Here is a 12,401-nt window from a genome sequence, read left to right as displayed (position 1 = left end):
GGCTGGCCTTGTTCGGGGTTGGACATGTCCGCAAATCCTGGGGGCGGCGCGCGCGGCGCGCCGGCAATGTTCGGTCTGGCAAGTGACGATGCAGCAGTATGCCGCAACGCCACGGGCGCCGGCCCGCCGCGTGGAGGGGCACGCCGCGGGTGGCCGGCAGGCCGGCAAGTGCCGTGTGGCGCGCAATGCGGCGGCGCCGGTGGCACGTCATGCCGCAAGGATAATGTGCGGGCCCGGACGCCCGTATTTCGGCGCCCGGCGCTTTTATTACAGCGGATTACCAGCGCCCCGGGTGTAACCTCCGGAAACAAAACCGCCCGGCCAAACCGGCATGTGTGGCGCCGGGGCTGACTATCATGTGCCTATGCGAACGAACCAGCCTACCCAGATCCTCGTCGTCGACGACGATCCCGAACTTCGTGACCTGCTGCGCGAGTACCTGACCCAGCAGGGCTTTGCCGTCTCGGTGATGCATGACGGCGACGGCCTGCAGGCGCGCCTGGAGCGCGAGCGCCCGGCGCTGATCGTGCTGGACCTGATGATGCCCAAGGTCGACGGCCTGACCGCGCTGCGCAACCTGCGCGCCAAGAACGACGACATCCCCGTAATCCTGCTCACGGCCCGCAGCGACGAGATCGACCGCATCGTCGGGCTCGAGATCGGCGCCGACGACTACCTCGGCAAGCCGTTCTCGCCGCGCGAGCTGCTGGCGCGCATCAACGCCGTGCTGCGCCGCAAGCTGGCACGCCCCGCGGCCGCGCCCGAGGACCGCGAATCGGTCGCCTTCGGCCCGTTCCGCGTCAATTTCCGCCAGCGCACGCTGAGCCGTGCCGGCCAGACGCTGTCGATCAGCGATACCGAGTTCGCGCTGCTCAAGCTGCTGCTGATGCATCCGCTCGAAGTGCTGTCGCGCGAGCGCATCGTCGAGCTGATGTACGGCAGCGCCAGCGGCATCAGCGACCGCGGCATCGACGTGCAGATCTGGCGCCTGCGCCGCCTGCTCGATGAAGACGCGCAGCGCCCGCGCTATATCCAGACCGTGCGCGGACGCGGCTATACCTTCGTGCCCGACGAAGCGGAAGAGATGTCCGCGGGACTCCCCGAATAATGGCCACGGCGCCCGCCCCCTGGCGCCGCATGCCACCAGACCCTGCTTTCCGATGAAGTTGCGACGCATCGACACCCTGTTCGGCCGCATTGCGCTGCTGATTGCCGCCGTGCTTGTGATCAGCCATTTCTCATGGCTGGCCATCCTGCGCATGGACCGCCGCCAGCAGCAGGTGGACTATTCAGTCGAGCAGATGCTGTTCCAGCTCGACAGCATCGAGCGCGCGCTCGACGCGCGTCCGCCGGCGAAGCTGCCCAGCCTGGTTGAGACAGCCAACACGGCCGACGCCGAAGAGCATGCCGTCGTGCCCAAGGGCGGGCGCTCGCGCCGGCTGGTCGAGCAGTTCATCGGCAGGCTGCCGCAGGGCACCGAGATCCGGCTGGAGGACGAGACCACGCCGCGCATCTGGATCAAGCTGCCCAGCCGCGCCCGCTGGATCGCCATGCCGATCCTCTGGGTCCACAATCCGCCGCCTGACAACCGGCTGGTGCCTGGCGTGATGCTGGTGGTGGGCGTGGCCATCGTCTTTGCCGTGCTGATCGCCTGGCAGATCCAGCGGCCGGTGCGCGACATGGCCAATGCGGCAGAGCTGCTGTCGCGTCAGCACGCCGTGCCGCCGCTGCGCGAGCGCGGCCCGCATGAGCTGCGTCAGCTGATCGAGCGTTTCAACCGCATGGTGGCCGACCTGGCGCGCATCGACCAGGAGCGCAACACCATGCTGGCCGGCATCGCGCATGACCTGAAGACACCGCTGGCGCGGCTGCGCCTGCGCGCCGAGATGCTGGCCGATCCCAAGGCCGCCGCGGGGGTGACGCGCGACGTCGAGTCCATGTCGGCCATCGTCGAGCAGTTCCTGAGCTTCGCGCAGACCAGCGAGTCGACCGCGCGGCCGGTGCCGGTGGACCGGCGCGTCAATGAGCTGGCCGCGTCGCTGGCCGAGCAGGAGCGCCAGGTGGTGCTGTCGCTGGGCGCGGGCGAGGGCTTCCGCATGATCGCCACGCAGCTGGACCGCATCGTCGGCAACCTGGTCGACAACGCCTACGCGTATGGCAAGCCGCCGGTATGCATCGCGACCGCGCGCACGCCGGAGGGTTACCTGCTGGTGGTGGAGGATCAGGGCGCCGGCATTCCCGAGGATGACAAGGAGCGCGCCACGCTGCCCTTTGTGCGGCTGGACCCGGCCCGGGGCGGCAATGCGCATTCCGGGCTGGGGCTGGCGATCGTGGACCGGCTGGTGCGGCAGGCGGGTGGGAAGCTGAACCTGGTGAATGCCGATGGTGGCGGGTTCCGGGTGGAGATGCTGTTCGGGGCAGCCGAGGCCTGAGCCGGCGTCAGGGCTGCCTCAGGCCGTTTTCAGACCTTCTTTTTCTCCCCGATCCGGCTTTCCTTCCCGGCCAGCAGCTTGGCAATATTCTGCCGGTGCCGCGCAATCAGCAGCACGCTGATCACGAAGATCGCCCCCGTCATCACATCCACGCCGTTCATCAGCACATAAAAGAACGGCGCGAAGATCGCCGCCACCAGTGCCGCCAGCGACGAGTAGCGGAAGAAGAACGCGATGATCAGCCACGTGGCCAGCGTGCCCAGGCCGAGGATCGGGTCGATGGCGAGCAGGATGCCGGCCGCGGTGGCCACGCCCTTGCCGCCGGCGAAGCGGTGGTACACCGGGAACAGGTGCCCCAGGAAGACCGCCAGCGCCACCATGGCCAGGCCGGTTTCGTTCAGCCCGTAGGCCGGCCCGAAGCGCGCGGCCAGCCATACCGCCAGCCAACCCTTCAGGGCATCGCCGATCAGCGTCAGGATGGCGGCCTTCTTGTTGCCGGTGCGCAGCACGTTGGTGGCGCCGGGATTGCCGGAGCCATAGGAGTGCGGGTCCGGCAGCCCCATCAGCTTGCTGACGACCACAGCGAAGGAAACGGAGCCGATCAGGTAGGCGGCGAGGGCGAATAGCAGATTGGCCATGTGTAGTGGGGTGTTTTCAGGCTGGCGCGATTGTAGCGCGGCAGGGGCCTCGCTACGTCCGTGACTTCCCGGATTGGCATCGAGGCTTGCCTCGGTTTGCGCGGGGGGCTCTCAGTCAGGCAGTGCGCATTGCACCGGCTGGGCGTCCACCAGCATGGGCAGCAGCTTCGGGTCCACGCTGACCAGGTAGCCGCGGCGCCCGCCGTTGATATAGATGCGCGCCAGCTCCAGCACGGTCGATTCGACGTAGACCGGCATGCGCTTGCGCGTGCCGAAGGGCGAGGTGCCGCCCACCATGTAGCCGCTGTGGCGCTGCGCCACCTCGGGCTTGCACGGCTGCACGCTCTTGCGGCCGGCCTGGCGCGCCAGGTTCTTGGTCGAGACCGAGCAGTCGCCGTGCATCAGCACCACCAGCGGCTGCGCGCGCTCGTCTTCCATGATCAGGGTCTTGATCACGTCGTGCTCGGGAACGCCCAGCTGGCGCGCCGATTCGCCGGTGCCGCCGTGCTCGACATAGTCATACGGATGCTCGCCGAAGGCGACGCCATGCTTGCGCAGGTACTGCGTCGCGGGGGTTTCTGATACGTGCCTGGTCTTGCTCATGACAGTGGTCGCCGCCCGCTTGCTCAGCCGCGCGGATGGTGCTGCTGGTGCAGCTCGCGCAGGCGTTCGCGGGCGACGTGCGTATAGATCTGGGTGGTGGAAATATCGGCGTGGCCCAGCAGCAGCTGCACCACGCGCAGGTCGGCGCCGTGGTTGAGCAGGTGCGTGGCAAAGGCGTGCCGCAGCGTGTGCGGCGACAGCGGCGCGTGCACGCCGGCATCGCGCGCATGGCGCTTGATCAGGTGCCAGAACGCCTGCCGCGTCATGCCTTCGCCGCGCTGCGTGACAAAGAGCGCGTCGCAGGCGCGCCCGGCCAGCAGCGCGGGGCGCGCACTGGCCAGGTAGCGGCGCAGCCAGTCGCCGGCCTGCTGGCCGAACGGCACCAGCCGCTCCTTGTCGCCCTTGCCGCCGACCACGCGCGCCACGCCTTCGTTCAGGCCGATCTCGATGGTCTTCATCTGCGTGAGCTCCGACACGCGCAGCCCGCTGGCGTACATCAGTTCCAGCATGGTGCGGTCGCGCAGCCCCAGCGGCGTGTCGGTGTCGGGCGCTTCGAGCAGCGCGTCGACCTGGGACTCGGTCAGGGTCTTGGGGTAGCGCGGCGGCTGCTTGGCGGGGCGCAGCAGCAGGCAGGGGTCGGCTTCGACCAGGTGTTCGCGCAGCGCCCACTGGTAGAAGCGGCGGAACACCGCCAGGCGACGGTTGGCCGACGAGGCGCGGCTCTGCGTGTGGCGTGCGTTGAAGTAGGCCGACAGCGCGCCGTCGTCCGCGCCCGGCAACTCGCCGCGGTGCTCATGCTGCAACCAGCGCGCCAGCAGCGTCAGGTCGCGCCGGTAGGCATCGATGGTATTGCGCGAGAGGCCGTCTTCCAGCCACAGCGCGTCGCAGAAGCGGCTGACCAGTGCCACGTCGGCGTCGCTGGGCGCGGCGGCGATGTCAGGTGCCTGGGCGGCGCCGCTCATATCAGCATGGCGCCCTCATGGCGCAGCAGCCAGCGTTTGACGTCGAGGTAGAAGCCGTCTTCGGCATGGTGCGAGAACCCGCCGATGCCGCGCGCCGAGACTACGCGATGGCAGGGGATCACGATCGGGAACGGGTTCTGCCCGCAGGCCTGGCCCACCGCGCGCGGCATCGCGCCGATGGCCTCGGCGATGGTGCCATAAGTGGTCACCGCGCCGCGCGGCACCGCGCTGATGGCCTGCCACACGCGCTGCTGGAAGTCGCTGCCGGCCGGGGCCAGCGGCAGGTCGAAGGCGGCGTCGGGGTTGGCGTAGTAGGCCTCCAGTTGCGCCGCGAGCTGTTGCGTCAGCGCGTCCGCCGGGGCGCGCGCCTCGACGTGCCCGGGAAGGTACACGATGGCCCGGATGCGCGCGCCGTCCGTGCGCACCCCGATCTTGCCGAAGGGGGCGGGGAGGATGGCGTCATAGGTGGCGGGCATGGCGGTCAGGCTGGGGCGAATGCTGGATTTTAGTGCTTTTTGGCGCGGGCAAGAAAAAAGGGCCGCCTCGCGGCGGCCCTTTGCGGGTGGCGTCACACCGGCCGGATCATTGCTCCAGCTTGATGTTCTGCACCTTCACAAGATTCTTCATCTTGTCGAATTCCTTCTTGATCTCGGCCGCATGCTGCGCCGGCGTGTTGCCCGACGGCTCGGCGCCGGCGGTGCGCAGGCGCTGCTGGAAGTCCTTGTCCTGCAGGGCCTTGACGGCGGCCTCGTTGAGCTTCTTGATGACGTCGTCAGGCGTGCCGGCCGGCGCCACCAGGCCGTACCAGGCCGGGTCGTTCGGCTCCTTCAGGCCCATTTCGCCGAAGGTCGGCACGTTGGGCATGGATTCCAGGCGCTTGTTCCAGGCCACCACGATCGGGCGCAGCTTGCCGGCCTTGATGTAGGGGATCGAAGAGGGCAGGTTGTCCACCATGATCGGCACCTGGCCGGCCAGCACGTCGTTCAGCGCCGGGCCCGCGCCGCGGTACGGGATATGGACCATGAAGGTCTTGGTCGAGACCTTGAACTGCTCGCCCAGCATGTGGCCGAAGCCGCAGGTGCCCGACGAGGCGTACGAATACTTGCCCGGGTTGGCCTTCAGCACGGCCAGGAACTCCTTGTAGTCCTTGGCCGGGAAGCTCGGGTTCACGGCGATCACGTTGGCCACGTTGGCCAGGTTGGTGATGGGCTTGAAGTCCTTGATCGGGTCGTACGACAGCTTGGGGTTGCAGGCCGGGTTCACGGCCATGGTCGAGACCGTGGAGATGCCGATGGTGTAGCCGTCCGGCGCGGCCTTGGCGATCGCGTCGGCACCGATCGAACCGCCCCCGCCGGCGCGGTTCTCCACCACCACGGGCTGGCCCAGGATGCGGCTCATCTGGTCCGCGGCGCCGCGGCCGACGATGTCGGTGGTGCCGCCGGGTGCGAACGGAATGATCAGTCGGATCGGCTTGGTGGGGTAGCTCTGGGCCTGCGCCGCGGTGGCGGCGGCGGCCAGGGCCAGGGTCAGTGCGAGTTTGCCAGCTTGCATGAGATCATGTCTCCCGTCAGGAAATCCGGGCAGGGTGCCGCCCGGAAGAAAAGAAGCCGTCGCCGTGCCACAGGTGGGGCCGTGCGCCGGCAGCGTAATTGTGTCAGCCGCCCAGCAGCCCGCGCTTGACCTCGGCGTCGACCGGGCGCTCGCCCAGGAAGACCCGCAGCACGGCCTGGTAGAAGTCTTCGCCGGGGATCGGCCGGCCGCGAGGCGTGCCGTTGATGGCGATGACGGTCCCCGTCTGCGGGGAAAAATCCAGGTTGATCACGTCGCCCTTGTGCGCGGTGCCGACCTCGCCCAGGGTGCGCTCGAACTGTATCAGCCGCGTGGCCAGCCCCTGCATCTGCTGCTCGCTGTGGTTGTTGCGGATACCCTGGCGGATGGCGCGCACGACGTCCGGCGGTTCGGTCTCGCGCAGCATGCGCAACTGTAGCCGCTTTGCGCCGGGCGTGCCCAGTACCAGGGCCGCGTTGCGGGCTTTCTCCTGCAGGTACAGGGCGGCTACGTAGCCCTTGGCCAGGAAGCCCGCGCGCAGGGCGGTGCCGTTGAGCTGCAGTTCCTTGCCGCCCACGCGCGCCGCATCGTCAAAACGTATCCCTTCGATTTCCACCGAGCGTGCCGGCACCGGTACGGCGCCCGCGGCCGTGGCGGCGCACAGCGCCACCAGCACGGCGGCCAGGCGCAGGCAGCGGCCCGGGTGCAGACCAGGGCGGAAGGGGGCTCGGAGGTGGGTGTCCGGGCGCGACGGCGCGGACCGGGTGCGGGACAACATGGCGGCAGGCGTACAACTTAGCATGCCATGCTGGCCTAAATCTGGAAAAATACCTATCCGTATCTGCCCTAGTCCGCACATTACGGTTTTTTGCCGTTATCTACCCCCCGCCACCGCCGCCGCAATCCCGCGCGACGGCCCGCAGGGCAGCTGCCGCGTCATGCCACCGCCACCAAAACAACGATAAATGTCTTCTGCTCTCCTGCTGGTCCCGGACTTCAGCCTGATCCTCATCGGCTGGCTGCTGGTGCGGTATACCCCGTTCGACCGCGCCTTCTGGGGCGGGGTGGAGCGCCTGGTCTACTTCGTGCTGTTCCCGGCGCTGCTGCTGCAGTCGACCAATACCGCGGTGCTGGATTTCTCGTCGACCTCGGCCATGCTGGGGCTGGCGCTGCTGGTGATGGCCACCGGCATGGCCGGCGGCTACGCCGTCAAATGGGTGTTGCGGCCGGATGCGCTGAGCTTTGCCTCGGGCCTGCAGACCGCGTTCCGCTTCAATTCCTATATCGGGCTGGCGCTGGCCTCGCGCCTGGGCGGCTCCGAGGGGCTGGCGCTGATGGCGGTGATCGTCGGCTGCACGGTGCCGCTGTGCAACGTGGCGGCGGTGTGGGCGCTGGCGCGGCACGGCCAGACCGCGCTGTGGAAAGAGCTGGCGCGCAACCCGCTGATCCTGGCCACTGCCGGCGGCCTGCTCACCAACCTGATGGGGCTGCATGCGCCCGAGGTGCTGGGCATGACGCTGAACCGGCTGGGCTCGGCCTCGACCGCGCTGGGGCTGATGACGGTGGGCGCCGGGCTGCAGATGAGCGGTGCCACCGGTACCGCGGGGCCGGTGGCCTGGTGGACCGGGGTCAAGCTGCTGGCGATGCCGTGCGTGGCATGGCTGGTGGGGCGGCACCTGCCGCTGACCGCGCTGCAGTACCAGATCGTGGTGCTGTATGCCTCGCTGCCCACGGCCTCCAGCGCGTATATCCTGGCGGTGCGCATGGGCGGCAACGGGCCGATGGTGGCGGCGACGATTTCGCTGATGACGGTGGCGGCGATCGTGACCACGCCGCTGTGGCTGGCGCTGGTCAGCTAGTCCGGCGGCGGGCCGCCCTGGGCCAGGGCCCAGTCGATATGCTCGCGCACCAGCGGCGTGGCGCTCTCGCGCCGCTCCAGCAGTGCTGCGCGGATGCGCGCGGCCAGGGCCGCGTCTTCGGCGCGCGTGCCCGACAGCGCCGCGCGCAGGCTGTTGCCCAGCCCCACAGCCAGGTTGCGCAGCCAGCGCTCATGGCCGATGCGGCGGATCGGGCTGCCTTCGAGCCGCTGGTTGAATTCCGCTTCGGTCCACTGGAACAGCGCCACCATGTCGGGCGCGTCGAGCCCGTTGCGCACGTCGAAGTCCGGCACCATGGCCACATGCGCGAACTTGTTCCACGGGCAGGCCAGCTGGCAGTCGTCGCAGCCGTAGACGCGGTTGCCCATGGGCGCGCGGAACTCCACCGGAATCGGGCCCTTGTGCTCGATGGTCAGGTAGGAGATGCAGCGGCGCGCGTCCAGCCGGTACGGCGCCACGATGGCGCGCGTGGGGCAGATGTCCAGGCAGCGGTGGCAGTTGCCGCAGTGGCCGGACTCGGGGGCGTCGGCCGGCAGCGGGATGTCGACCAGGATCTCGCCCAGGAAGAACATCGAGCCGCCGTCGCGGTCCAGCAGCAGCGTATGCTTGCCGCGCCAGCCGAGCCCGCCCTGGCTGGCCAGCGCCACTTCCATGACGGGTGCGGAATCGGTAAAGACGCGGTAGCCGAATTTTCCGATTTCGGCCTCGATCCGGCTGGCCAGCTGCTGCAAACGGCTGCGCAGCACCTTGTGATAATCGCGGCCGCGCGCATACAGCGACACCACCGCCGTGGCCGGATCGTCCAGCCGCGCCAGCTCGTGCCGGCGCCAGTCGGTGGCGCCGGCCTGCGCGCCGGCAGCCGGAATGTACGGCATCCGCGCCACGATCGCGCGCACGGTGCCGGGCACCAGTTCGGCCGGCCGGGCGCGCCGCAGGCCGTGGTTCGCCATATAATCCATGTCGCCGTGGTAGCCCTGCGCCAGCCACGCCATCAGCCCCGGCTCGGCATGACTGAGGTCGACATCGGCGATGCGCACCGAGGCAAAGCCCAGTTCCGCGCCCCATGCGCGGATCGACGCGGCCAGTGCCGCAAGTTCCCCGGGGCCCGCGGCCAGGTGGGCGGCGGTGCCGGGAACGGGGGTAGGTGGCGCATCTGCCTGCCCTGGGGCGACTCGGTCGATCATCCCTGAATTGTACGCAATGCCCTTGCTCGAAGAACGCACCCTGACGCTGCCCGACGAAGCCGCCACCGCGCGCCTGGGCGCCGCGCTGGCCGCCGCCGTGCAGGCCATGCCGCCGCGCACGGTGCATGTGCAGCTGTCCGGCGACCTGGGCGCCGGCAAGACCACGCTGACGCGCACGATCCTGCGCGCGCTCGGCCATGCGGGCAAGGTCCGCAGCCCCACCTACACGCTGTGCGAGCCCTACGAGGTGGCCCGCGCCGACGGCTCGCCGCTGACTGTCTACCACTTCGACCTGTACCGCTTTGCCGATCCCGAAGAGTGGATCGACGCGGGTTTTCGCGACTGCTTCGCCGAACCGGCCTTCAACCTGGTCGAGTGGCCGGAAAAGGCCGGCCGCCTGCTCGGGGAACCGGATCTCCATATGTTGCTCCAATCGGACATGGCCGGGGCGGATGATGCCGGCGAGCGGCGGATCGCGACGATGCGCGCCTATACTCACACTGGACTTACCCTGCTGAACGCATGCTGATCAAGCGACTTGCCACCGACCGCCCCGATGGACCCGACGGCCTGCTGCAGGCGCGCCGCAAATGGATGGCGCAGGCACTGAAGCTGGGCGCGGGCACGGCCGTGCTGACCCTGGCCGGCCCGCAGATCGCGTTTGGCGCCGGCATCGTCGCGGTGCGCGTATGGCCGGCCGAGGACTACACCCGCGTCACCATCGAATCCGATTCCCCGCTGGCCGCCGTGCACCAGATGATCCGCGACCCCGACCGGCTGGTGGTGGACATCGACGGCCTGGACCTGTCGCCCACGCTGCGCGAGCTGGTGGCCAAGATCACCCCGAACGACCCCTATATCCAGACCGTGCGCGTCGGCCAGAACCGCCCGCGCGTGGTCCGCATGGTGTTCGACCTGAAGGAAAACGTGGCGCCGCAGGTGTTCACGCTGGCGCCGATCGGCAGCTACCGCAACCGCCTGGTGTTCGACCTGTACCCGGTCAATCCGCCCGATCCGCTGTGGAAGCTGGTGCGCGACACCGAGGAAAAGCAGCGCCGCTTCGCCACCTCGGACCCGGCGCCGGGCAACGATGGCATCGCCGGCGCGCCGGCCGGTGCCGAGGAAGACGCGATTGGCGCGCTGGTGCGCCGCTTCGACGAGAAGGGCGAGGTGCCGCCCACCACCGCGCCGCTGCCGCCGCCGGTGGCCTCGGCCCGGCCCAGGCCGTCGGCACCGCCGGTGCCGAGCCCCAATGCCCCGGTGGTGCCGCCGGTCGCACGCGACAATCCCACCGCCGAACGGCCCTTCAAGATGCGCCGCCTGCTGACCGTGGCGATCGATCCCGGCCACGGCGGCGAAGACCCGGGCGCGATCGGCGCCGCCGGCTCGCGCGAGAAAGACGTGGTGCTGCAGATCGCGCACCGCCTGCGCGCCAAGATCGATGCCCAGCCCAATATGCGCGCGATGATGACGCGCGACGCCGACTTCTTCGTGCCGCTGAACGTGCGCGTGCAGAAGGCGCGCCGGGTGCAGGCCGACCTGTTCGTATCGATCCACGCCGATGCCTTCCTGTCGCCCGAGGCACGCGGCGCGTCAGTGTTCGCGCTGTCCGAGCGCGGCGCCTCCAGTACCGCGGCTCGCTGGCTGGCCAACAAGGAAAACGCTTCCGACCTGATCGGCGGCGCCAACATGGGCAACAAGGATGCGCAGGTGGCGCGCGTGCTGCTGGACCTGTCCACCACCGCGCAGATCAATGACAGCCTGCAGGTCGGCAAGGCCGTGCTGGGCGAGATCGGCGGCATCAACAAGCTGCACAAGGGCAGCGTCGAGCAGGCCGGGTTTGCGGTGCTGAAGGCGCCGGATATCCCGTCGATCCTGATCGAGACGGCCTTTATCAGCAATCCGGAAGAAGAGCGCAAGCTCAACGATAACGCGCACCAGGAGCAGCTGGCCAATGCCATCCTGAAGGGGATCCGGTCGTACTTCGCGCGCAATCCGCCGCTGTCGAAGAATCCGTCAGTGTGAGTCTGGCGGGCACAAAAAAACCGGGGCATGCCCCGGTTTTTTCATGGCTGCGTGCCTCAGGCCCGCGCCGCGGCCTGGTCCTCCTGCAAGGCATCGCGGTCGGCATAGCGCGACGCGATCACCGAGCACACGATCAGCTGCAGCTGGTGATAGACCATCAGCGGCAGCACCAGCAGGCCCAGCGCCGGATGGCCGGCAAACAGGATCTTGGCCATCGGGATGCCGTTGGCCAGGCTCTTCTTGGAGCCGCAGAACACCGCCGTGATCTCGTCCTCGACAGAGAAGCCAAGGCGGCGCGCGGTCAGCGTGGTAAAGCCCAGCACCACGAACAGCAGCACCGCGGCGATCAGCATCACTGCGCCGATGGTCTGCCACTGGTACTGGTGCCACAGGCCCTGGGCGGTGGCATCGCAGAATGAGGAATAGACGATCAGCACGATCACGCCGCGGTCGATCTTGTTGGTGATGTGCTTCTTTTTCGCCAGCCAGCTGCCGATCAGCGGACGCAGCATCTGCCCCAGCGCGAACGGCAGCAGCAGTTGCAGCGCCACGCCGGTGAGCGCCTTGCCCAGCGGCATCGAGGCGCCGCTGGCGCTGATCACCAGCCCCATCAGCAGCGGCGTGACCAGCATGCCGATCAGGCCCGAGATGGTGGCGTTGAAGATCGCTCCGGACACATTGCCGCGCGCCATCGAGGTCATGGCCACCGACGACGATACCGTCGACGGCAGCGCGCACAGGAAGAACACGCCCAGCAGCAGGTCCGGCGGCAGCGTATTGCGCAGCGACAGCATCAGCAGCACGCCCACCACCGGGAACACCACGTAGGTGAAGGTCTGCACGAACACATGCAGGCGCCAGTGCTTGGCACCCGACACCAGCTTGTCGCGCGAGAGCGCCGCGCCGTGCAGGAAGAACACCAGCGCCACGCCCAGGCTGGTCACCACGCCCAGGTGCAGCGGGCCGTCGCCGGCGCCGATTTCAGGGGCGGCCAGCGCAATGGCGATGGCCGTCAACATGACGAGAACGAAGCCGTCGATCAGGTCATAAAGTTTCTTGAGCTTGCGGACAATGCGAGACATGACTGCGGGTGGATCCTGCGATGTTAGGGTTTTGCCTAGTATTGGACGCC

13 protein-coding genes are annotated in these 12,401 nt (G+C 68.7%); 5 read left to right on the top strand and 8 right to left on the bottom strand.

The genetic code is table 11. The features are described 5' to 3' along the window. The first annotated feature begins 364 nt into the window (after nt 1–364). Nucleotides 365–1,108, top strand: a complete 744-nt coding sequence (locus AC3WQZ_RS22490; protein WP_010812236.1) for a response regulator — start codon at nt 365–367, stop codon at nt 1,106–1,108. Between the two features lie 52 nt (nt 1,109–1,160). Next, nucleotides 1,161–2,432 carry an ATP-binding protein gene (locus tag AC3WQZ_RS22485; protein WP_010812237.1) on the top strand — a complete coding sequence of 424 codons (1,272 nt, stop codon included), beginning with the start codon at nt 1,161–1,163 and terminating at the stop codon, nt 2,430–2,432. A gap of 29 nt (nt 2,433–2,461) precedes the next feature. Here AC3WQZ_RS22485 and plsY read toward each other — a convergent pair whose 3' ends face one another. The 6 genes from plsY to AC3WQZ_RS22455 form a co-directional block, all read right to left on the bottom strand. Continuing rightward, nucleotides 2,462–3,070: a glycerol-3-phosphate 1-O-acyltransferase PlsY gene (gene plsY, locus AC3WQZ_RS22480; RefSeq protein WP_058698356.1), complete on the bottom strand. Its 609-nt coding sequence runs from the start codon at nt 3,068–3,070 to the stop codon at nt 2,462–2,464. Between the two features lie 111 nt (nt 3,071–3,181). Next, entirely contained in the window at nt 3,182–3,673 is a 492-nt protein-coding gene (locus tag AC3WQZ_RS22475) for an aminoacyl-tRNA deacylase (protein WP_010812239.1), read from the bottom strand. Nucleotides 3,674–3,696: 23 nt separating this feature from the next. Further along, nucleotides 3,697–4,635, bottom strand: a complete 939-nt coding sequence (gene xerD, locus AC3WQZ_RS22470) for a site-specific tyrosine recombinase XerD (RefSeq protein WP_010812240.1) — start codon at nt 4,633–4,635, stop codon at nt 3,697–3,699. Further along, nucleotides 4,632–5,111: a methylated-DNA--[protein]-cysteine S-methyltransferase gene (locus AC3WQZ_RS22465; RefSeq protein ID WP_010812241.1), complete on the bottom strand. Its 480-nt coding sequence runs from the start codon at nt 5,109–5,111 to the stop codon at nt 4,632–4,634. The genes xerD and AC3WQZ_RS22465 overlap by 4 nt, the downstream gene beginning before the upstream one ends. Nucleotides 5,112–5,217: 106 nt before the next feature. Next, nucleotides 5,218–6,186 (bottom strand): tripartite tricarboxylate transporter substrate binding protein BugE, encoded by a 969-nt coding sequence (locus tag AC3WQZ_RS22460; protein ID WP_010812242.1) that lies wholly within the window; start codon nt 6,184–6,186, stop codon nt 5,218–5,220. Nucleotides 6,187–6,289: 103 nt separating this feature from the next. Beyond that, nucleotides 6,290–6,961 (bottom strand): chalcone isomerase family protein, encoded by a 672-nt coding sequence (locus AC3WQZ_RS22455; protein WP_492301279.1) that lies wholly within the window; start codon nt 6,959–6,961, stop codon nt 6,290–6,292. A gap of 187 nt (nt 6,962–7,148) precedes the next feature. On the opposite strand from AC3WQZ_RS22455, the gene AC3WQZ_RS22450 reads away from it, so the two are divergent. After that, nucleotides 7,149–8,042 (top strand): AEC family transporter, encoded by an 894-nt coding sequence (locus tag AC3WQZ_RS22450; protein WP_010812244.1) that lies wholly within the window; start codon nt 7,149–7,151, stop codon nt 8,040–8,042. On the opposite strand, the gene queG is transcribed toward AC3WQZ_RS22450, so the two are convergent. Continuing rightward, nucleotides 8,039–9,244, bottom strand: coding sequence for a tRNA epoxyqueuosine(34) reductase QueG (gene queG / locus AC3WQZ_RS22445; RefSeq protein WP_492301278.1), 1,206 nt, complete (start codon nt 9,242–9,244; stop codon nt 8,039–8,041). The two genes, AC3WQZ_RS22450 and queG, sit on opposite strands and share 4 nt — an antisense overlap. 16 nt (nt 9,245–9,260) lie before the next feature. Between queG and tsaE the strand changes: the two genes are divergently transcribed. Both tsaE and AC3WQZ_RS22435 read left to right on the top strand, forming a co-directional pair. Further along, complete coding sequence (gene tsaE, locus AC3WQZ_RS22440) at nt 9,261–9,773, top strand: tRNA (adenosine(37)-N6)-threonylcarbamoyltransferase complex ATPase subunit type 1 TsaE (RefSeq protein WP_010812246.1); 513 nt, start codon at nt 9,261–9,263, stop codon at nt 9,771–9,773. Then, nucleotides 9,767–11,269, top strand: coding sequence for an N-acetylmuramoyl-L-alanine amidase (locus AC3WQZ_RS22435; protein ID WP_010812247.1), 1,503 nt, complete (start codon nt 9,767–9,769; stop codon nt 11,267–11,269). Before tsaE ends, AC3WQZ_RS22435 begins: the two co-directional genes overlap by 7 nt. Nucleotides 11,270–11,325: 56 nt before the next feature. Here AC3WQZ_RS22435 and AC3WQZ_RS22430 read toward each other — a convergent pair whose 3' ends face one another. Next, on the bottom strand, nt 11,326–12,351 hold the full coding sequence (locus tag AC3WQZ_RS22430; RefSeq protein WP_010812248.1) for a bile acid:sodium symporter family protein: 1,026 nt from the start codon (nt 12,349–12,351) through the stop codon (nt 11,326–11,328). Between the last annotated feature and the right edge of the window lie 50 nt (nt 12,352–12,401).

This window comes from Cupriavidus sp. FW305-26 (assembly GCF_058787975.1).
Note: the sequence above shows the minus strand (reverse complement) of the source record. Positions and strands in the feature narration are given on the sequence as shown.